This window comes from Pedobacter paludisoli (assembly GCF_052344095.1).
In the GTDB taxonomy this organism is placed as follows: domain Bacteria; phylum Bacteroidota; class Bacteroidia; order Sphingobacteriales; family Sphingobacteriaceae; genus Pedobacter.
The window spans coordinates 3,194,140-3,216,341 of the sequence record NZ_CP179926.1 but is presented as its reverse complement, the minus strand read 5'-3'; the positions used below and the strand labels follow the sequence as shown (position 1 = coordinate 3,216,341).

Genomic DNA, 22,202 nt, shown 5'->3' with positions numbered 1-22,202 from the left:
TATTCATGAAAAAACTTCTACAAAGTTTGTTCATCCTTATGTTTATTGCGGTAACAGCAATGGCACAGGATAGAACGATTAATGGAACAGTTACGTCAGTTGAAGACAACAATCCTCTTCCAGGCGTAAGTGTAAAAGCTGTCGGAGCGCCAGCTGGCGTTGTTACCGGAGCAGACGGAAAGTTCAGCATCAAAGTGAGTGCTTCCGTTAAACAAATTCAATTCTCTTACATCGGTTTTACAACGAAAATCTTAAACATTGGTTCATCCAACATAATGAATGTTGCTTTAGCTGATGATGCACAGAGTTTAAATGATGTAGTAGTAGTAGCCTATGGTACGCAGAAGAAAGAAGCTATCACTGGTTCTGTAGCTACCTTAGCCTCAAAAGACATTGAAAACAGAACGGTAACGAACGTTGCTGCATCTTTACAAGGTGCTGCTCCAGGTGTAATCGTTGGCGCTTCAAACGGGCAACCGGGCGCTACTCCTACCATTCGTATTCGTGGTTTTGGTTCATTTTCTGCATCAAGTGCTCCACTTTATGTAGTGGATGGCGCTGTTTACGATGGTAGTATAGGTGATATCAACCAGAATGATGTAGAGAGCATTTCTGTTTTAAAAGATGCATCATCTTCAGCCTTATATGGTTCTAGAGCTGCTAACGGAGTAGTAATTATTACCACAAAAAAAGGTAAAGCTGGTAAACCGACATTTACAGCAAGCATCGTGCAAGGTTTCTCTGAGCGTGGTATTCCTGAGTACGAAACAGTAAACGCATTTGAGTACTATCCATTGGTTTGGCAAGGTATAAAAAACAATTTGATGTTTACTGCAAGCCCTGCCTTATCAGATGCTGCTGCTTCAGCTAGAGCATCGAATGATGTATACACAAATTTAGTATACAATCCATTTAATGTTGCAGGTAATCAAGTGGTTGGTACTGATGGTAAATTAAATCCAAATGCGATGTTGATGTACAATGATTTCGATTGGTACGATATCATGTCTAGAGGCGGAAACAGAACAGATGCCAACATTAATTATGCTCAAAAAACAGAAAAAAGTGATTTTTATGTTTCATTAGGTTATTTGAATGATAAAGGTTTTATTCAGAAATCAGATTTCCAGCGTTTCAATGCACGTGTAAATGTGAATACACAATTAAAATCGTGGTTAAGAACAGGTATGAATCTATCTGCCTCAAGTACCGTATCTAATAACGCAAGCGATTCATTTACCGGTAACGGGTCAAGCTTTGTAAATGCGTTTTCATTTGCAAGAGGTATGGGGCCAATCTACCCAATTCATGCTTTTGATGCAACTGGGCAACCAATTGTAAATAATCTTACAGGTGAGCAATGGTATGATTATGGCGTTCATCCGGGTGCTGTAGCACGTCCACAAGGTGCTTCTCCGGGTAGACACGTCTACTATGAAACATTGTTAAATGAAAACATAACAAGAAGAAATCAGATAAGTGCAAGAACATTTGTTGAGGTTAAGTTCTTAAAAGATTTCACGTTTACACCAACGATTAGCGTTGATTTAAGAAATAATAATGGCTACACATATTGGAATCCTACAGTAGGTGATGGTCAAACCCAAAAAGGATACAAATATCAAAGTAATAATACCATTCGTTCTTATACTTTTAATCAAATCTTAAAATACGATAAAACGATCGGTGATCATGTAATTTCTGCTTTGGTAGGACATGAGAATTACGATTACAGCTACCGCTTTTTTGATGCGAGTAGAACTGGCTTAACTATTGAAGGGATAACTGAATTCCCTAATTTTGTTACTACAAGTGCTATTGATGGTCAAAAAGATGCTGATAGAATTGAATCGTATTTATCTAGATTTTCTTACAACTACAAACAAAAATATTTCTTCGATGCTTCTTTAAGAAGAGATGGATCATCTCGATTTGCAAAAGACGTAAGATGGGGAACATTTTTCTCTATAGGCGGTTCATGGGCAGTAAATAAAGATTTCTTTACAGAGTCAAATTGGATTGACGATTTAAGATTGAAAGTTTCATACGGTGAAGTTGGAAACAACGCATTGGACGGTTATTATTTAGACAGAGCATTTTATGATTTAGGAATGAATAGCGGAAGCGAGCCGGGTACGATACTGTCTTCAACAGCAACACCTGATATCACTTGGGAGTCTCAAAATACGTTAAACACTGGTGTTAGTTTCTCTTTCTTTAAAAGAAGATTATATGGTGAAGTTGAGTTCTTTAGAAAGAATGTGAACGATTTATTATTTAATGTACCGCAACCATTATCAAACCCTATTACCTCAATCAACCAAAATGTTGGTTCGATGTATAATCAAGGTGTGGAGATTCAATTGGGTGCTGATATCATCAGAACCACAGATTTTTCATGGGGTTTATTAACCAACTTTACATTTCTTAAGAATGAAGTAACGAAGTTACCTGCCGAAACGCCAACAATTACAAGTGGAACGAAAAGACGCGAAGTTGGATATGACTACTATCAGTTTTGGTTAAGACAATACGCAGGTGTTGATCCTACCGATGGTGCTTCACTCTATATTCCTAATTATAATACTACCATTGCTGCGTCTAGTAAAAGAACAGTTAACGGCGTGGAATATGTAACGAATCAATCTAATGCATTGTTTGACCGCTCTGGAACTGCTATTCCTGACGTGTACGGGTCATTTACAAATACGTTCTCTTACAAGAACCTATCATTAAGTGTGTTGGTTAATTATCAAATTGGTGGTAAATTTTACGATTCAGTATATGCAGGTTTAATGACTCCGTCATCATACGGTTCTTCATTACATAAAGACTTGTTAAATGCTTGGACACCATCAAACACGACAAGCAGTATTCCAAGAGTAGATTATGGTAATTATACAAATATCAATGCTGCATCTACACGTTGGTTGGTAGACGCTTCTTATTTGGCAATTAGAAACATTAACTTATCATATAGTTTACCACAAGATTGGTTGAAGAAAATTGATGTTAGCAATGCACGCGTATTTGCAACTGGTGAAAATTTACACTTATTCTCGGAAAGAAAAGGTTTAAACCCATCTGAATCATTTGATGGGACGAACTCGAATCTTTACCCACAAGCAAGAATGTTCAGTATTGGTTTAAGCGCAACATTTTAAATAAAACAGACATGAAAAAAATAATATATTCAGTAATTTTTGGCACCATGGTTCTTGCAGGAACGGGTTGTAAAAAAGATTATTTAGAGACTGCTCCTACGGATAAAGTTGATATTAAAGAAATATTTACTAGCACAGCTAATGCAAGTACTGCGCTTAATGGTATTTACCGATACATGTTCGAAAGAACAACTGCCACCACTAGTAATGTACAGGGAAAGCCAGGTGTAGCAGGTATTTTATTAGGAATAGACTTCATGGGTGAAGATCTTCACCAAGCAAATGCTACATGGTTTACCTCAACAGGTGAAGGGAATTATCTTTCTCCAAGAACAGATAATGCAGGTAGTAATCAGTATTATTACCGTACGTTTTTTAGAATGATTGGTAATGCGAACTACATTATCGAGAATATTGATGCAGCAGAAGGTACTGATGCAGAGAAAGCAAGAATTAAGGCGGAAGCACTAACACTTAGAGCATATGCGTATTCTTATTTAGTTCAGTTTTATGGTACGCGTTACAATGCAGCCGCAAAACCTAATAATCAACTTGCAGTTCCAATGCCATTAACCTCTGCTGATTCAAGAATGCCGAGAGTAAGTGTTGAAACAATTTATACGCAAATTGTAAAGGATTTAGACGCAGCAATCGCATTAAATGCGGCAACTGTGCCAAACAAAACACATGCGGGTGTTTGGGTTTCTAGAGGATTAAGAGCAAGAGTGGCTTTAACAATGCAAGATTATCCAAATGCAATAAAGTACGCCAAAGAAGTTATAGACGGTAATCGTTATCCTTTAATGAGTCAGGCAGATTATCAAACGGGTTTTAATAGCATTTCGTTATCTGAATTCATGTGGTGTTCTAACCCTACAACAGAGCAAGGTGATACTTTTGGTTCTTTTTTCGCTCAAATTGCCTACAATGCAAATACCAGCTATCAAAGAGGAACCCCAAAGATGATTAATCAAGCGTTATATAATTTGATTTCAGCAACGGATGTGAGAAAGACCATGTGGGAACCTGCTCCAACTGCGGCAAATTTCCCACTTCCGACTACAGCATTTGTTAGAAGAGCGTATATGAGCAGAAAATTCTTCTTAAAAGATCCAGCAGGTCCTTCGTTAGGCGATGTGCCTTGGATGAGAAGTGCTGAAATGCATTTAATTTTGGCTGAAGCATATGCTCGTAGTGGCCAAGATGCATTAGCGCAAACTGCTTTATTTACCTTAGTATCGAAGAGAGATTTAAGCGCTGTTAAATCTACCAATGCAGGTACTGCTTTAATCAACGAGATTATGGTGAACAGAAGGGTTGAGCTTTGGGGTGAAGGCTTCAGGTATTTAGATTTAAAACGTTTAAATTTAGGTTTAGATAGAACAGCAGTGCCAAATTATGTAGCCACTTCTGTTGCTAACGTAATGACCATTCCTGCAGGAGACCCAAGATTTTTATTCTTAATCCCTCTTGAGGAAATGAACTCTAATCCAAACATTGGACCTCAAAATCCGTAGTTAATAGATTAAATGAATACAGAAAGGCCTAAGGTGAACACATCTTAGGCCTTTCTTTTTAGCAATTGTTGTTGTCTTAAATGGTCTATGAATTCCGTAATCATTCAAGAAATACACCATTATGGGGCAAAAAAAAAGAATTGGTAAGAAGCCTTAATCCCCAATTCCTTTTTTTAGTATAGATTTTAAAAATGATGTGCTACTTTTTATCAACACTATATTTTCCAGGCCCAATAAAAATCAAGCTAAAAAATACGATACCCATTTCAATAGCATGACTTGCTCCGGCTAAACCATCGCCTTTGGCAAAATGAACTAATGATGCAATAATCATGGTAAATACCAATAAAATGAGTGCAGGCCTGAAAAATAAACCTAAAACTAAAAGGAAGCCTCCAAAAGTTTCCGTTACGGCTGCCATAAAGCCCCAAAGAATAGGTAAAAAATTAATGCCAATTACTTTCATACTTCCACCTAATCCTTCCCAGCCAGTAGGGCCGCCTGCTAATTTTGGAAATCCATGAATAATGAACATTACGCCTATTCCGATGCGTAACAATAATAAACCGGTGTTACGGTATTTGCCTAAAGTGTCTAATATTGCCATTATAGATAATTAAAAGTTACGTTATTTGATTCTACATTTAATTCAATTTCAGCACCTAGCATCATGGCTAAGTTGTTTTCTATGTGTCCTGATGGGAAATTAAAACATACAGGGTATTTATATTCTTTTATAATCTCCCAAATAACCTCATCAGCGGTTTGCCCGAAAGGAATTTTTTCTTCACTAATTTCGTTAAAAGCACCAATAATCAAGCCGTTTAAATTTTTAAGCTTTCCGGCGCGCTTCAGCATGCGCAACATCCTATCAATGCTGTATTCTTGCTCGCCTACGTCTTCTAAAAATAAGATTTTATTATCAAAATCCATTTCAGAGGCTGAGCCTTGTACGGAGCACAATAGCGTTAAGTTCCCTCCTATTAATGTTCCGGTGCATGCACCTGTCTGGTTTTCAAAATCACTAGCATAGCGGTAGCTAGGTTTTTCGCCAAAAAGCAATTGCTTTAGCGATTCAATGGACTCTTTTGTAGCTTCTTCAAATGTGTAAGGCATTTGCGCATGAAAACATTTCGTGTTTGTTTGTGCAATAAGATGCGATAGAATAACCGTGATATCGCTAAAACCCACAAACCATTTTGGATTTTGCTTAAATTTAGTGAAATCTAAGTCGTCAATTAATCGAATAGAGCCGTAACCTCCCCTTCCAGAAATAATGGCTCTAATTGCAGGATCGTCTAAAAATCGCTGTATATCTTTTGTACGTAAAGCATCGTTTCCAGCAAATTGATGGTATTCCGCATAGACACTTTCGCCAATTATAACTTCTAAACCCCAGCTTTTCAATACACTAATTGCATAGTCAATTGACTTGGGTAATTTCTTTGCCGGACAAACCAGGGCAATTTTATCTCCTTTTTTTAAATATGGGGGCTGCTTAATCATCATCAAAACACTTATCTTTGCCAAATTAATAAAAAATGTTTTGGATAACAGTAAAATAAAAAGATATACCGTAACGGCAGCACTTCCATACACCAATGGACCGGTGCATATCGGGCACTTAGCAGGAGTTTATATTCCGGCCGATATTTATGTTAGATATTTAAGATCGACCAAAAAGGACGTAAGGTTTATTTGCGGCTCTGATGAAAACGGCGTTCCAATTACGTTGAAAGCAAAAAGAGAAGGAATTACACCACAAGAAGTGGTGGATAAATATCATAAAATTATAGGTGATTCTTTCAGAGATTTTGGTATTTCATTCGATGTGTATCACCGTACATCGTCTCAAACCCATCACCAAACAGCATCTGAATTTTTTCAAACGCTTTATGATAAGGGTGTCTTTACTGAAGAAGTAACGGAACAATATTATGATCCTACAGCAAAACAATTTCTTGCCGATCGATATATAACTGGAACATGTCCTAAGTGTGGCAATGAAAATGCTTACGGCGATCAATGTGAAAGCTGTGGGTCGACGTTGAATGCAACTGATTTAATCAATCCAAAATCGACTCTTTCGGGTGATAAACCTATTTTAAAAGAAACAAAGAATTGGTTTTTACCATTAGATAAGTACGAAGGACGTTTACGTGAGTATATTGAAAGCCATAAAGAATGGCGCCCGAATGTGTACGGACAATGCCAAAGTTGGTTAAACGCAGGTTTGCAGCCAAGAGCCATGACGCGCGATTTAGATTGGGGTGTTCATGTTCCTTTGAAAGATGCAGAGGGAAAGGTTTTGTACGTTTGGTTTGATGCACCCATAGGATATATTTCTGCAACAAAGGAGTTGATGGAATATCTTAATATGGGGGTGTGGAGTCCGAAAGCAGAGGAATATTACATCAGTAATGCCAATGTACGTAGTGGTAATTGGGAGGATTATTGGAAAAGCGATGAAACCAAATTGGTACATTTTATTGGTAAAGACAATATTGTGTTCCACTGTATTATTTTTCCAGCCATGTTAATGGCGCACGGAGGTTATACCTTGGCTGAAAATGTACCAGCAAATGAATTCTTGAATTTAGAAGGCCAAAAAATATCAACCTCAAAAAACTGGGCGGTATGGCTAAACGAATATCTAGAAGAGTTTAAAGGAAAGCAAGATGTGTTACGTTACGCATTAACTGCTACTGCACCCGAAACAAAAGATAACGATTTTACCTGGAAGGATTTTCAAGCAAGAAATAACAACGAATTGGTGGCTATTTTAGGTAATTTTGTTAATCGTGTGGTTGTTTTAACGCATAAGTATTATGCTGGTGATGTGCCAACTCGTATGGCCGTTACAGAGCAAGATCAAGCGGTTATTGATGAGTTAAAAACCTATCCTGCAAAAATCTCGGCATCTATCGAAAATTATCGCTTTAGAGAGGCTTTAGCCGAAGTGATGAACGTAGCACGCCTTGGAAATAAATATTTGGCAGAAACAGAACCTTGGAAGTTAATTAAGACGGATGAAGATCGTGTTCGTACCATTTTAAATATAGCTTTACAAATTACGGCCAATATCCAAATATTGATTGAACCGTTTTTGCCTTTTACAGCACATCGTTTACAGCAGATCTTAAAAAGTGGTGGTTTAGAGTGGGAAGATGCCGGACAAGATACACTTCTAAAACGTGGTCATCAAATTGGTGAGGCAATGCTTCTTTTTGAGAAAATTGAAGATGCTGAAATCGATTTTCAAATGGAAAAATTAAACAACAGCAAAACGGTTAAAGCAGCAGATGTAGCATCCGTAGCTCCTGTAAAAGAAAATGTTCAGTTTGAAGATTTTTCGGCGATGGATATTCGCGTAGCGACCATTATTGCAGCGGAAAAAGTTGAAAAAACGAAGAAGTTATTAAAGTTAACCGTAAATACGGGTATTGATGAGCGTACCGTTGTATCGGGTATTGCGGAATACTATAAACCAGAAGAGATTTTGGGTAAGCAGGTGAGTATGATTGTAAATCTCGCGCCTCGCGAAATTAAGGGCATCGTATCACAAGGGATGATTTTGATGGCGGAGAATGCGGAGGGACAATTAACCTTTGTTGCGCCAAGCGAAAAATTCCAAGAAGGAAGTACTATTCGTTAAAGGCCTTAGTTTAAGAGGAAGGTTTTATTAGCCCTTCCTCTTTTTATTTTTACCTTATTCTTGCTCCTTTGAGGCTAGTTCTTTTGTGTTTTGACCCTCTAACGATACATCCGATTCTTTTCTTTTCCATAAATCGCCTGCCAATGATTTTACCGAATCAAATACAATTACTTTTCCTTTTTTTAAACTGTTAGCGGTATCCAGTTGAATAGGCCATACATGAACAACCGTATCTGCTCCTAACTTGACCCACCAGAAGGTTTTTCCATAGCGCTGCGTAGAATAGACGTCAGTTATGGTTCCTTTTACAGATTTTTTGTTGTAGTTAGGCGGCATAAGTTGGAGCGCAACTATTTTTTGTTTTTGTGCAAAGGCATAGGCCGAGCAAAAAACATATAAGAATGTGAGGCATAATATTTTCATGGTGAATCAAAATTACCAAACATTGTAGGTTAATTACTACGAATTTAGTGCTTTTGTTAAAAATACTTAAATATCAGTATTGGTTGATTTGCAGTGTTTTAGTGTGTTTTGTTGCTTTTTGGATACGAGAGACTAGTTTTTGCCCTGAATTTTAGTTTTCTAAAGGGTTTTGTAAATTTTGTTGCAAATAAAAATGAAACATTGTATTTGTAAATCTGCAACAAAACGAAATAATTTATACTCATTTTTGAGTGTTTTGTGTCTTCACAAAAAAGGGAAATCATACATGAAAAAATTTCATCCTTAACCGGTTTAATTCTTTCGTCTATCCAATTTTTAAATCCTGCTAAACTGAGGTAATTATTGTTTGTTCAAGACCTATTCGGGATGTTTTTCTTTAGAGATTGCCTTTACGGATATTCGCAACAGGCACCAAAGTCTAGGAGCAACTCGTTCCTCGCAAAAACGGTTATTCGGTGCGTCATAGAGAAGCTGGCTGTGAGCTATTTATTCCGAGCATTCGGGGAGGCAATCTCAGCAGATTAATTCTTCAAAAAGACGAAATTATTTTTGCCAATTACTGTAAAGGAGTTTGCTAAGTTGCGTGTGGGATTGAATGAGAATTTCTTATTAAAAAAAGAATTTTAGTTAAAAATTTACCAGAAAAAAGGGCTATAATTTTGCGAAACTAATGTATTGCACAAAACGAGGGAGGGTACAGGTATTGGCTGTTGCAGCATGTGGAAGTGCCTCTAGCCAAAGAATGAGGTCGCCTTTTTTGCCAGGGATGTTTTGTTCCTTTTTTAAGTTTCGGAGGATTTGCATGGCCTGCTCAGGATCTTTATTTTCAAGAAGAAAATCCGCTATTTGGGTATGAAAGCCGGGTAAAACGCTAAAAGAGCCCCTGTTTTCAGGAACATCGTTTAAATAAAGTAAGCCTTGAATGTACTCTTGTGGCCCTTTGGCAAAATCAATATCCCAATGTAAAGGACTCCCCATAAACGAAAAATGCTCGGTTATGGGTGGGTTGTAGCTCAGGCAGCCGGTATTGGGCAAAATGGCATCGGTTTGGTAGAGCTGACTGAAAATTTGTTGTATCAACGGATCAAGTCGGATGGCTTCCATAGGCTCTGCCTGAAATAATTGTAACATTAAACCCTGAAGTTTTTCGTGTTGCGGATACCACGTTTCGGGATTGTTCAAATCCACTTTTAGCTCATCGCAAATCATTTCTACAACGGCGTCGCACCGCTCTGCGTCAATAACACCTTCAATTTTTAGGTAGCCCTTTTCTTTCCAAAAGGCTATTTGTTCGCTATGAAGCACCTGAATACTGCCGACTGAGCTGCTCTCTCCTCTTTTTTCAATCCATGCGTTCAAGCGATTTACAGCATCTTCATAAAAAGAAAGACCTTTTAAATTAATGAGCCAGTTTTCAAAATCTACATCACTTTTGCAATGGTTGTATAAAAAATCGTAAACTTCAAAAATACCGAGCTGAAAAGTGGCAAAAAAAACTTTTTCAGTAGATAAAAAGGCATCATCGGCCTGCCTTTTTTGTGCGATTGCAGAATGTCGCTGCCTGAAAGTACTTAAAAAAGAGCATTTTACAGACGTTAAATTGGCTGGAATTTTCAACGGAATTTGGTGATAATTTGGCGGTTTTTGGATGAACTATTACAAGATTAAATTAGAGATTAATTTGGGAATATCGAAATGCTTAATTAACATTACTCAAAATTCCTATTCACGTGTTAAAATACATTCAATTTCCATTTCAGTACGAAGCTGCGCTGTTAAAGCAAGAATTGGTCATCTGTTTGCAGATGAATTGGAATAACCATTTTAACTCAAAAGATTACAATGGCGATTGGAAAAGCATCGCTCTGCGTTCATCAACCGGAAACGAAAACGATATTTATTCGAACTACGGTGTAACTAGCTATACCAATACCGGCCTTCTTGCTCAACTGCCCTACATCCAATCCATAATTGCTTCTTGGAATTGCGAAACGGAGGCTATTCGTTTAATGGCTTTGCATCCTAACAGCGAAATTAGGCCCCATAGAGATAGAGGTTGCAATTACAAAAATGGTACGTTTCGTATTCATATTCCCATTGTTACCAACGATAAAGTGTTTTTTGATTTAGAGGGAGAAAAGCTTTTTTTACAGGAAGGTTCGTGTTGGTATATCGATTTTGAAAATACGCATAGCATTAAAAATGAAGGAGATACAGTTCGGGTTCATTTGGTGATTGATGGTTTACGGAATGAATGGAGTGATGCTTTGTTTCAACAAAATGGGTATGTGATAGAGCAGCATGAAGTGCCGCAATACGATGAGCAAACCAAGCAGATGATGATTGCGGAGTTAGAAAAGATGGATACAGATGCTGCGCGACAACTTATAGAACAATTAAAAGCGAATTAGATGGGGGATTTAAAAAATTGGATTCCTTATCAGTTGAAATTAAGTGAAACCGGTTGGAGTGTTGATTGGCTTGATTTGCAAGAGCATTTTATTCAAGAGCCTTTTTTTGATGAAACCATCAGTCTTTGTAGAATGAGAATGCAGGAACGGTCGAAGTATAGACCGCAATCTTCCGTCGATTTTTTAGTGGAACAAGCCGAAAATATTCATTCCATTCAGCCCAATGCATTTATATTTCATATATCGCGCTGCGGATCTACACTCCTATCGCAAGCTCTAGCAACCGATTTTCGGAACGTTGTAATTCCAGAAGCACCTTTGTTGGATCAGATAATTAGAGCGGATGAGCAGGCGGAGTTCGAGAATTTTTCGACGGAGAGGATATTTAAGGCCGCAATAAAATTTATGGGCCAGCAGCGAAGATTAAATCAAACCAATTATTATGTGAAATTGGATAGCTGGCATGTTCATTTTTATCAGCAAATGCGCGAATGGTATCCGACAGTACCGTTTTATTTTTTATATCGAGAACCAACAAAAGTGATTCAATCCCATCAAAAAAGAAGGGGCTTGCACGCAATACCGAACATCGTTTCGTCTAAGGTTTTAAATGTGGAAATAACCGAAGCGCATTATCAAAATTTTGATTTGTATACGGCAGCGGTTATTCGAGAGTTTTATCGGGCTTTTTATGCTGTAGCAAAGGAGAAGCATCCCTTAAATTATTTTTATGATTATGCGCAAGGCATACCAAATATGTTGGATGATTTTACCGCGTGTACGCAAGCGGATATCGATTTACTGAAAGCAAAAGAACGTTTAAATTATCACAGTAAATATCCGGATAAACCTTTTGAAGAGGAGGAACCTGTAAATGAACACTACAGTTTTGCCGAAACAGATGCCGCTTATCGGCTTTTATCAAAGTACCTTCAACATTAAAAAATGGCCTTAATTCTTCAATTTACAGGGCTTTCAGGAGCGGGAAAGACGACGATTTCAATTGCCGTTCAAGCAGAATTGCAGGCAGAAGGGAAACGCGTTCTTTTATTGGATGGAGATGAATATAGAAAAACCTTGTGCAGAGATTTGGGTTTTAGCAAAACCGATAGAATAGAGAATGTGCGTCGTTTGGGAAATTTAGCTTGGGAGTTACAAAATCTATACGATTTAATTATTATAGCGGCTATAAATCCGTATGAGCAAGGGAGAATACAATTGAAAAACCAATTTGACGCAAAATTGGTCTACATAGAATGCAGTTTAGAGCAATTGAAAAATCGCGACCCTAAAGGCTTGTATAAAAAAGCAGCACTTCCGCAAAACGATAAAAATAAGATCCACAATTTGACTGGAGTAAATGATGTGTTTGAAGAACCTACCTTTGCATCCCTAATTTTGAACACATCGAAAACCTCAATAGTCAAAAGTGTCTCGTTACTAAAGCAATTTATTGACACTTTAATTTAGAAGGGGTGTCGTTGTATGTATTTTATAATATAGAGTTGTGTCTATATTTTTACAGTAAATGGTAAAATTGTGTTGCTTTTGAAACTTTTTACGCTCATGAATGAACTGAATGAAATTTTTTATTTCCAATAAAACGACCTTTCTGGCGAATTTGGGCATATTTATAAAATGTGCAACGTATTCTTTGAGCTATTATTGTGATTGCTAAACGGATGGTCTTGTTAAAATTATTTTTTTGATACATATTTGTTTTAACCAAATTAACAATATGAATCCCTATCGAAGATCTTTCCTTAAGAAAAATCTCCTTTTTGCTGGTAGTTTAGTTGCAGCTAATTCAATAGATGCGGTTGCAGGCTTAGCTAAAACGATTAATACCCATTCGGTAAATAAGTCGCAGTTAAATGTGATGTATACCAACGATTTGAAAGGGGAAATTAATCCTGTTTACCGTGATTTTGGAGGCTTACAAAATGTTTTTGCTACGGTTAATAACCATGAAGTTGCAACCTTGCTTTTCGATGCTGGAGGCTTTTTAAAGGAAAATGCAAGCAGTACAAATCAGGAAAAAACCATTCAGTTGATGAATAAAATTAACTACCACGGGGTTAATTTAAGTGCGGCTGATTTAGTAAATGGACTCGATGGATTTGCCAGCTTATTGCCTTGCATTCAATTTCCGCTGCTGAGCTGTAACTATCATTTTGAAGATAAAAACATCCGAAACGCTGTTAAACCCTACCAAATACTCAGCTACGGAAAATTTAAAGTAGGTGTTACCGGTGTAGGCGAGCAAGTGAAAATGAAAGGACTTCTGGTGAGTAACCCCACTCGGGCTTTAAACCGCGTTAGTCGAATTTTGCGCGAAAAGCATCAATGCGATATGGTCATTTGCTTAGCCCATTTGGGTTTCGAAAAAAATAACGGACTTAACAATCGGGTTTTAGCCGAAAATTCCGAGCGTGTTGATTTGGTGATTGGCGGTAATGCCAAGCAAAGTCAAAGTAAACTTTGGATTGTGCGAAATCAATCAAAGCAAGAAGTAATGCTTAGCAATAACCATAGCAAAGGGCTTTCTTTGGCTAAAATGAGTTTTGATTACACGACCGAAAAGGAGCGTAATGGGCTTGATTTACAACGCCATTTGCCTGGTTTGACTACGCGGGTAGAACTTCATCAGCAATTGGCCTCAATTAATGCATTTGCAGTAAATAATAGAATTTAAATAGTAAAATTAAAACATATTGATATGGAACCATTTTTAGGAATGATTAGCCTTTTTGGATTTACTTTCAACCCTCGTGGTTGGGCAACATGCTCTGGGCAGTTATTGGCTATCAGTCAGAATACAGCGTTGTTTTCGTTGTTAGGAACAACCTATGGAGGAAATGGCCAAAACACTTTTGCACTCCCAGATTTACGAGGAAGAGCAGCAATTGGAGTAGGACAAGGTCCAGGTTTATCTACATATACTTGGGGACAAGTTGGTGGGGTAGAAAATACAACTTTGACAATAAATCATATGCCTGCTCATAATCATGCAGCCGTAATTCAAAGTAGTACTGCTCCTACTTTTTCAGATGCAAGCGTAGGTAATGCGAGTACTGCAAGTGGAAATCGCTTGGCGAATAGCCCTAAAATTGGTTCTGGGCCCAATGCGCAGACATTAAATACCTACACTACGGCAACTGCTGCACCGGTATCGCTGAATCAAACAGGTGGAGGTTCAACAGGAACTATTGGAATAACAGGAGGTAGTCAACCTTTTTCTATTATGCAACCTTACCTGGCGCTAAATTATTGTATTGCAATGGAAGGAATATTCCCATCAAGAAACTAAACATTGAATAGACCCTTAAAAGTTGGTTTTTTAATGCCGTACTCGGGCATTTATCCTTATTACGCACAACATGTGATGGCGGGATTTTTTTGTGCTGCCAATACCTTAAAGTTAAGTCAACAGGATTTTGCTTTTATACCCGTTTACGTTGGACAAGGAGATGCAAAAACCGTTGTAGAAGCAATTCAAAAACTGGTTTTTTTTGAAGGGGTTGATGCCCTAACGGGGATGGTAAACATTAAAGTGTTGGACCAAATTCAGCCAATTTTAGAGAACCACGGAAAAATAGGATTGTTCTTTGATATGGGCGAACTAGTTCCACCCGATAAAGGCTTTGGACCCAATATTGGCCTAATTTCGATGAATTTTTGGCAGGCAGAATTTGCTTTAGGGCAATGGGCGGTTCAAGAATTTGGAAAAGACGGTCAAATTGTAGCACCGATTTACGAAGCTGGATTCAATTTAAATGCAGCCTTTTTAGCAGGAGCAGGCTCTGCAGGCGCTGAACGTTTGAATAGCCTGATTTTACCCGAAGCAAAGGCCAACAAAGATGGACTAATTTTAGATGATTTTTTCGCCGCTTTAGAAAAAGATACACCAAATTATGTTCACGCTATTTTTACCGGAAAATTAGGAAACGATTTTTTAGTGCAATGGAGAAATAGCAAGTTTTACGATTCGGTACCCTTGCTCTTAGCCGAAAATATGACCTACGAAGATATGCTGGAAGATGTTCGGCATTTAGGCTTAACCGTTTATTCCAGCGCCAGCTGGAACCGGAAAACAGAAAGTAGAAATAACCGCGATTTTGTACGAACATTTGAAGATTTTGGAAAACAACAAGCCAATGTTTTTGGAATGATGGGCTACGAAATTGGCCTTTGTTTATCCAGTATGAGCTCCTATTTAAAGAAGGGAGATCTGCAAAAGGCCAAACAACATTTAGAATCGCAGGGCTTGGTAGGTCCAAGAGGGCAAGTGCTGATGCAATCACACAATCAGGAACGACCACCAATTGATATTGTTAAAATTCAAACCAACGAGAATAATATTCACCAAACTATATTAACTCAATCCAGTGCTATTGCTTTTAATACCTCAACTATTCTCGAGGAATCTTTAAGTGGATGGCAAAATCCATATTTATCCGTTTAAAACGCTTATTATGAAAAATATACGTACAAAAAGACTTCTTACTGTTTCTGTGATTGTTCTTTTTTTGCTTAGCACTGTTCAGGTGTTTGCACAGTATAGCCAAACCATTTTAGAAAGCAATGGCCTTTATTCGGCTTTAGCTAAAGATGCAAGTGGAAATGTGTATGTAACGCGTGCCTCTTCGGCAACAGCTTATGAAGTGGTAAAATATACGGGTGGAGCAGGCTCACCTACGGTTATTTATTCGGGCTTAACCAACGAACCAGCCACTTTTCCTTGGGGCTTGGCCGTAGCCAGTAATGGAGATGTGTATATTACCACCAGTTTTAAAGACGATATTAGTAAGATTATTAAGTTAACAAGTTCTTTTGGAGTTTATTCGTCCTCTGATTTTCAAACAGGACGATACTTCACGGCTTTAGCTTTTGACCAAGCCGATAATTTGTACGCAACAGAATATAATGTGGCTAACGGTGATTATGCCATCGTTAAGTACAGCAATTTAACAACATCTAATTCGGCCGGAACTCAAATTTACCATGGAATTTTATCCGCTAGCGGCGTAAGTTATCCTACCAGTTTAGCCATAGCAACGAATGGAGATATCTTTTTTAATCAACCTTTTAGTATTGATGGTTCAAATACATACAAAGGAGGGATCTCTAAACTAGCTGCTCCAGCGTATACAACCGTAACAGCCGTTTCAACCAATACCTATGCAAGTAGTTTTACGTTAGATGATTTTGGAAATATCTATTCAACTGAAGGACTGGGTTCTGGATCGGCGTATAAATTAGTTAAATATACCAATGCAACCGGCTCTCCTACCGATGTTGTAACGGGTTTAAATGCATCTGCTTTCTTTTATCCTTGGGGTGTAGCTTTTGTAGGAACAACTGGTTTTATAGCCGATGGCGATAACGGAACTACTGGAGGAAATGTTTTAAAATTAACGGCAGCGGATGTAACTCCACCTTCAACTCCAATTGGTTTAGCAGTTGCAGTTGGAAGTACTCAAAACGTATTAAATTGGACAGCAAGCACTGAAATAGATTTATTAGGATACCGAGTTTACGGCGGTACATCGGCCTCGCCTACTACACTTATTGCTTCTATTTCGGCAGGAACAACCACGTATACACATTCAGGTTTAGTAAATGGAACAACTTATTATTACCGGATTTCGGCCGTAGATAATGCATTTAATGAAAGTACTAAAAGCAGCGATGTTACCGGAATTCCAAGTCCACCAACAATCACTTCGGCTACGTACAATGCAAGCACAGGAAGTTTAGTTGTAACTGGAACAGCCTTTGTAAGCCTTGCTGGAGTGACAAACGATATTGTTGCCAATAAATTTACATTTGTTGGCGAAGGCGGGGCAACGTACCTTTTAACAACAACACCCAATGTAGAAATTACAAATGCAACATCTTTTACCCTTACTTTAAGTGCAGCTGATAAAGCAGCTGTTAATTATATTTTAAACAAAAATGGATTTACATCAACTGGAGGAACAACCTTTAATTTAAGCGCAGCAGAAGATTGGGCTGCAGGCGATGTTCCTTCGTCGGTAAATCAAGATCTAACCAATGCTCTGTCGGTAAGCAACGTGGCAGTTCCAACCATTACCTCGGCTACCTACAATGTAGGAACAGGTGCTTTGGTGGTAACCGGAACAGGATTTCTTCCGCTGAGCGGAGTTAACAACGATATTGTTGCCAATAAATTTACCATTACGGGCGAAGGCGGGACGCCATACACCTTAACCAATACGTCAAATGTAGAGCTTAGCTCAGCAACCAGTTTTACATTAACTTTAAGTGCTACCGATATTGCGGCAATAAAAAACCTTGCAACACAAAACGGTTTAACAGCAAGCGATGCAACTAGCTATAATTTAGGCGCAACTGAAGATTGGAACGCCGGAGCAGATGCTGCGGTGGTTATCGCAGATTTAACCAGTAATCCGGTTACCATGTCGGGCGTTTTATCTAAAAATGCAAATTTGGCTTCGCTATCCATAAGTGCAGGTACTTTAACACCAACATTTAGTTCAAGTGTAACCAGTTATTCGGCAGTTGTTCCGTTTACTACAACGTCTATTAACCTTACGCCAACAAGGGCCGAAAGTCACGCAACATTAGAAATAAGCTTAAATGGAGCAGGCTATGTTTCGGCTACCAATGGAGCCGCAGCGGCATTAACACTTATCAGCGGATTAAATACCATTAATGTGCGCGTTACAGCAGAAGATGCGTCGGTAACCAAAATTTATACACTTAGTTTAACCAAACGCGAGGCGGCGAGTGTAGGCGATTTTGTGTGGTTAGATTTAGATGAAGATGGCGCACAAGATGTTGGTGAACTAGGGGTAAATGGAGTTACGGTAACATTAACCGGAACCGATGAGTTTGGGAATGCAGTTAACCAAACTACCACAACTTCTTCGTTGGGAGCGTACAGCTTTTCAAACTTGAACCCTTCATCAAGTTATACCGTAACCATTTCTGGATACCCACTAACGTATGAAAATACCTACGATTTAGATGGTGTAGGAACGCCGGCAACCGCAAGTTTTTCATTGAGCTCAGGAGCGAATAGAACCGATCTTGACTTCGGATTAAAAGACACCAATTATACCAATGCCAATTTATCTGCCTTAACCGGAACGGCAACGCTTTCTCCAACATTTGCCTCAGGAACAATCGCCTATACGGCAAGCGTGACAAGTGCTATCAGCACGTTCCAATTAACCGCAACAACCGTTGCTCCATTGGCAACATTGAGTTTATCTGTAAATGGAGGAGCCTATACAGCCATTACCAGTGGAGTTCAAACCACCGCAGCGGCCTTAAATTTTGGAGATAATACCTTCGATGTTAAAGTAACCGCACAAAATGGTGTAATAGAAAAAACCTATACAATTACGGTTAACAGAGCGAATGCAGCTCAAACAATCACATTTGCCTCAACTGCAAGTACTACCTATGGCAATGCCGATTTTAATCCAGGAGCAACGAGTGCAACATCTGGAATTAATGCAATTACCTACACCAGTAGCGACCTAAGCGTAGCAACAATTGTTGCAGGTTCCATCCACATTGTTGGAAAGGGTACAACTACCATTACCGCAAAACAAGCGGCAAGCACGGGATTCGATGCTGCGGCTGATGCTACTCAAGTATTAACCGTAAATGCAAAAAATATAACCGGTAACTTCACTGCCGATAATAAAGTGTACGATGCAGCAAATACAGCGACTATCTTAACGCGAACATTAACGGGTGTTTTAGCGGGAGATTTGGCTGATGTAAGTCTATCAGGCGGAGCAGGCACTTTTAGTGATGAAAATGTAGGTACAGGAAAAACGGTAACGTTAACCGGAATGACCCTCGCCGGAACAAAAGCTGCGAATTACAATTTAACATCGGTGGCGACTACCACTGCTAATATCACTACAAAAGATATCACTGGTAATTTTACTGCGGATAATAAAGTGTACGATGGAGCAAATACTGCATCAATTTTAACTAGAACCTTAACAGGCGTGCTAACGGCTGATCTTGCCAATGTAAGCCTATCAGGCGGAACAGCTACTTTTGGTGATGTAAGTGTAGGGACAGGTAAAACGGTAAGTGTAACTGGAATGACCCTTACTGGAACAAAAGCCACTAATTACAATCTAACAACAGTGGGAACTACGACAGCAAATATTACTGCAAAAACCATCACCGGTAATTTTACTGCGGATAATAAAGTGTACGATGGAGCAAATACAGCAGCCATCTTAACAAGAACATTAACAGGTGTTTTAGCTGGCGATTTAGCCGATGTAAGTTTATCGGGTGGAACAGCTACTTTTGTCGATGTAAACGTAGGCACAGGAAAAATTGTAACGTCAACAGGAATGGTACTTGCCGGAACAAAAGCAAGTAATTATAGCCTAAGCTCAGTAGGAACCACTACTGCAAATATTACAACAAAAGCTATAACAGGAAGTTTTACGGCCGATAATAAAGCATACGATGGTACCGCTACAGCATCGATCTTAACCAGAACCTTAACCGGTGTGGTAACAGCTGATCTTGCCGATGTAACCTTATCAGGCGGAACGGCTACCTTTGGCGATGTAAATGTGGGAACCGGTAAAACAGTAACCTCATCAGGAATGATACTTGCCGGAACAAAAGCAAGTAATTACAGTTTAACTTCAGTGGGTACTACTACGGCAAACATTACCCCAAAAACTTTAACAGGTAATTTCACAGCTGATAATAAAGTATACGACGGAGCAAATACAGCCACCATCTTAACCAGAACCTTAACAGGTGTTTTAGCAGGCGATTTAGCTGATGTAAGCCTTTCAGGTGGAACAGCCACTTTTGCCGATGTAAATGTAGGTACTGGTAAAACAGTAACGTCAACAGGAATGCTGCTTGCCGGAACAAAAGCAAGTAATTATAGCCTAAGCTCGGTAGGAACTACGACCGCAACCATTACAGCAAAAGCCATAACAGGAAGTTTCACTGCGGATAATAAAGTATACGATGGTACAACAACAGCGTCTATCTTAACCCGAACCTTAGCAGGAGTTTTAGCTGGCGATTTAGCCGATGTAAGCCTATCAGGCGGAACAGCCAGTTTTGCCGATGTAAATGTAGGAACAGGTAAAACGGTGACGTCAACAGGAATGGCGCTTGCCGGAACAAAGGCAAATAATTATAGCCTAACTTCAGTAGGTACAACCACCGCAAATATTACTGTAAAAACAATAACGGGTAATTTCACAGCTGATAATAAAGTGTACGATGGAGCAAATACAGCAACTATTTTAACTAGAACATTAACAGGTGTGCTAACAGCTGATGTTGCGAAGGTAACGCTATCGGGCGGAACGGCTACCTTCGCTGATGTGAATGTAGGCACTGGTAAAACCGTAACCTCAACAGGTATGACACTTGCAGGTACAAAAGCAAGTAATTATACCTTGGGAACAGTAGGAACAACTACCGCAAACATTACCGGAAAAACGATAACTGGAAGCTTTACGGCCGATAATAAAGTATACGACGCTACTACAACCGCGGCAATTTTAACCCGAACATTAACGGGTGTTTTAACCGCAGATTTGGCTGATGTAAGCTTAACAGGTGGAACAGCTACTTTTGCCAATGCGAATGTAGGTACCGCTAAAACGGTAACCTCAACCAGCATGACGCTTGCAGGTGCAAAAGCGAACAATTACACCTTGGGAACCGTAGCCACAACAACGGCGAATATTACGGCAAAAGCCATAACAATCACTTTAGCAGCGAAAACAAAAACGTACGGCGATGTAGATCCTGCATTAACGTATACGCTACCAAGTGGTGCGCTGGTAGGTACCGATGCACTTTCGGGTGTGTTGAACCGTGTAGCAGGTGAAAATGTTGGAACTTACAACATTAATCTGAACACCCTATCTGCCGGAACAAATTATTCGGTTACAGTAGTACCAGCAACACTCCAAATTAATAAAAAGGCCTTAACCATTACTGCTGACGATAAAACGAGAGCATTTGGTGTGGCTAACCCAACATTAACGGCTAGTTACAGTGGCTTTGCAGGGTCAGAAGGAGTTTCTGTATTGAGCACCCCAGTAAGTCTTAGCACCACTGCCACTGTTACCTCAGTGTCAGGAGTATATCCAATTACGGCATCAGCAGCAGTAGCAGCCAACTATAGCATAACCTTTGTTCAAGGAAAGCTAACGGTGAATAGCATGCCGCAAACAATATCGTTCCCGACAATTGCCAATAAATTGTCGACCGATCCAGTGTTTACTTTAAGTGCTATTTCAACTTCGGGTTTGGTAATTACCTACACCAGTAGTAATCCAGCTATTGCCAGAGTCATAAATGGAAATCAAATAGAAATACTTCGCGCAGGCGTAATAAGCATTACCGCATCGCAAGCAGGCGATGGAGCTTATCAGGCTGCAACCAGCGTATCGCAATCGTTAACCATTGTTGATAATCCCGCACCAATTATTACCATTAGCAGCAATAAAGGAAACAGTATCAGCAAAGGCGAAACGGCTGTTTTAACAGCAAGCGGAGCTTTAACCTATCAATGGAGTAATGCCAGTGGAATTATTGGTGGACAAAATGGAGCTACCTTAACCGTACGCCCTTCACAAAACACTACATATACGGTAACAGGCTTTAATCAATACGGAAGAAGCAGTGTACAAACATTCAATTTAGAGGTTAGAGCTGATTTCCAAGCATTGAGCATTATGAATGTGGTTACACCAAATGGCGATGGTAAAAATGATTATTGGATTGTTGAAAACATTGACATGTATCCAAACAACATGGTTAAAATATTTAACAGTGCAGGGAGGGCTTTGTTCGAAATGAGAGGATACAATAACACTTGGGGCGGTACCTATAATGGAGAATTTTTACCAGAGGGATCTTATTACTACATAATTGACTTTGGCTCAGGAATAGGCATAAGAAAGGGTTTTATTACAATTGTTCGGGATAACTAAAATCATTT

Annotated in this window: 14 protein-coding genes; 10 read left to right on the top strand and 4 right to left on the bottom strand. The window is 39.0% G+C overall.

What is annotated here, in order from left to right; genetic code table 11:
- The first annotated feature begins 5 nt into the window (after window positions 1-5).
- Window positions 6-3,164 carry a SusC/RagA family TonB-linked outer membrane protein gene (locus tag ACJVDK_RS13220; protein WP_443937138.1) on the top strand — a complete coding sequence of 1,053 codons (3,159 nt, stop codon included), beginning with the start codon at window positions 6-8 and terminating at the stop codon, window positions 3,162-3,164.
- An 11-nt stretch (window positions 3,165-3,175) separates the two neighbouring features.
- Window positions 3,176-4,681, top strand: coding sequence for a RagB/SusD family nutrient uptake outer membrane protein (locus ACJVDK_RS13215; protein WP_443937137.1), 1,506 nt, complete (start codon window positions 3,176-3,178; stop codon window positions 4,679-4,681).
- Between the two features lie 199 nt (window positions 4,682-4,880).
- Here ACJVDK_RS13215 and ACJVDK_RS13210 read toward each other — a convergent pair whose 3' ends face one another.
- Both ACJVDK_RS13210 and ACJVDK_RS13205 read right to left on the bottom strand, forming a co-directional pair.
- A complete protein-coding gene (locus ACJVDK_RS13210; protein ID WP_443937136.1) occupies window positions 4,881-5,288 on the bottom strand; it encodes a DoxX family protein in 408 nt (135 codons plus the stop codon).
- Window positions 5,288-6,187 carry a S66 peptidase family protein gene (locus ACJVDK_RS13205; RefSeq protein ID WP_443937135.1) on the bottom strand — a complete coding sequence of 300 codons (900 nt, stop codon included), beginning with the start codon at window positions 6,185-6,187 and terminating at the stop codon, window positions 5,288-5,290. The genes ACJVDK_RS13210 and ACJVDK_RS13205 overlap by 1 nt, the downstream gene beginning before the upstream one ends.
- A gap of 40 nt (window positions 6,188-6,227) precedes the next feature.
- Between ACJVDK_RS13205 and metG the strand changes: the two genes are divergently transcribed.
- Window positions 6,228-8,336, top strand: coding sequence for a methionine--tRNA ligase (gene metG / locus ACJVDK_RS13200; protein WP_443937134.1), 2,109 nt, complete (start codon window positions 6,228-6,230; stop codon window positions 8,334-8,336).
- Window positions 8,337-8,390: 54 nt separating this feature from the next.
- On the opposite strand, the gene ACJVDK_RS13195 is transcribed toward metG, so the two are convergent.
- Window positions 8,391-8,759: a hypothetical protein gene (locus ACJVDK_RS13195; RefSeq protein ID WP_443937133.1), complete on the bottom strand. Its 369-nt coding sequence runs from the start codon at window positions 8,757-8,759 to the stop codon at window positions 8,391-8,393.
- 672 nt (window positions 8,760-9,431) lie between these two features.
- The gene (locus ACJVDK_RS13190; protein ID WP_443937132.1) at window positions 9,432-10,397 is read right to left on the bottom strand and encodes a phytanoyl-CoA dioxygenase family protein; all 966 of its coding nucleotides are present in this window, start codon (window positions 10,395-10,397) and stop codon (window positions 9,432-9,434) included.
- Window positions 10,398-10,510: 113 nt separating this feature from the next.
- Between ACJVDK_RS13190 and ACJVDK_RS13185 the strand changes: the two genes are divergently transcribed.
- The 7 genes from ACJVDK_RS13185 (at window position 10,511) to ACJVDK_RS13155 (ending at window position 22,194) form a co-directional block, all read left to right on the top strand.
- Window positions 10,511-11,191 (top strand): aspartyl/asparaginyl beta-hydroxylase domain-containing protein, encoded by a 681-nt coding sequence (locus ACJVDK_RS13185; RefSeq protein WP_443937131.1) that lies wholly within the window; start codon window positions 10,511-10,513, stop codon window positions 11,189-11,191.
- Entirely contained in the window at window positions 11,192-12,133 is a 942-nt protein-coding gene (locus tag ACJVDK_RS13180) for a hypothetical protein (protein ID WP_443937130.1), read from the top strand.
- A gap of 3 nt (window positions 12,134-12,136) precedes the next feature.
- Window positions 12,137-12,661, top strand: coding sequence for an adenylyl-sulfate kinase (gene cysC, locus ACJVDK_RS13175; protein ID WP_443937129.1), 525 nt, complete (start codon window positions 12,137-12,139; stop codon window positions 12,659-12,661).
- 268 nt (window positions 12,662-12,929) lie between these two features.
- A complete protein-coding gene (locus ACJVDK_RS13170; protein ID WP_443937128.1) occupies window positions 12,930-13,886 on the top strand; it encodes a hypothetical protein in 957 nt (318 codons plus the stop codon).
- A gap of 24 nt (window positions 13,887-13,910) precedes the next feature.
- Window positions 13,911-14,501, top strand: coding sequence for a phage tail protein (locus ACJVDK_RS13165; protein ID WP_443937127.1), 591 nt, complete (start codon window positions 13,911-13,913; stop codon window positions 14,499-14,501).
- Window positions 14,502-14,504: 3 nt separating this feature from the next.
- Window positions 14,505-15,656 carry an ABC transporter substrate-binding protein gene (locus ACJVDK_RS13160; RefSeq protein WP_443937126.1) on the top strand — a complete coding sequence of 384 codons (1,152 nt, stop codon included), beginning with the start codon at window positions 14,505-14,507 and terminating at the stop codon, window positions 15,654-15,656.
- 10 nt (window positions 15,657-15,666) lie between these two features.
- Complete coding sequence (locus ACJVDK_RS13155) at window positions 15,667-22,194, top strand: YDG domain-containing protein (protein WP_443937125.1); 6,528 nt, start codon at window positions 15,667-15,669, stop codon at window positions 22,192-22,194.
- Window positions 22,195-22,202 lie beyond the last annotated feature (8 nt).

Coding starts and splice junctions, on each gene's coding strand:
- ACJVDK_RS13195 (WP_443937133.1), bottom strand. CDS start 8,759: ATGAAAATATTATGCCTCACATTCTTATATGTTTTTTGCTCGGCCTAT.
- ACJVDK_RS13165 (WP_443937127.1), top strand. CDS start 13,911: ATGGAACCATTTTTAGGAATGATTAGCCTTTTTGGATTTACTTTCAAC.
- ACJVDK_RS13155 (WP_443937125.1), top strand. CDS start 15,667: ATGAAAAATATACGTACAAAAAGACTTCTTACTGTTTCTGTGATTGTT.
- ACJVDK_RS13180 (WP_443937130.1), top strand. CDS start 11,192: ATGGGGGATTTAAAAAATTGGATTCCTTATCAGTTGAAATTAAGTGAA.
- ACJVDK_RS13170 (WP_443937128.1), top strand. CDS start 12,930: ATGAATCCCTATCGAAGATCTTTCCTTAAGAAAAATCTCCTTTTTGCT.
- ACJVDK_RS13215 (WP_443937137.1), top strand. CDS start 3,176: ATGAAAAAAATAATATATTCAGTAATTTTTGGCACCATGGTTCTTGCA.
- ACJVDK_RS13220 (WP_443937138.1), top strand. CDS start 6: ATGAAAAAACTTCTACAAAGTTTGTTCATCCTTATGTTTATTGCGGTA.
- cysC (WP_443937129.1), top strand. CDS start 12,137: ATGGCCTTAATTCTTCAATTTACAGGGCTTTCAGGAGCGGGAAAGACG.
- ACJVDK_RS13210 (WP_443937136.1), bottom strand. CDS start 5,288: ATGGCAATATTAGACACTTTAGGCAAATACCGTAACACCGGTTTATTA.
- ACJVDK_RS13205 (WP_443937135.1), bottom strand. CDS start 6,187: ATGATTAAGCAGCCCCCATATTTAAAAAAAGGAGATAAAATTGCCCTG.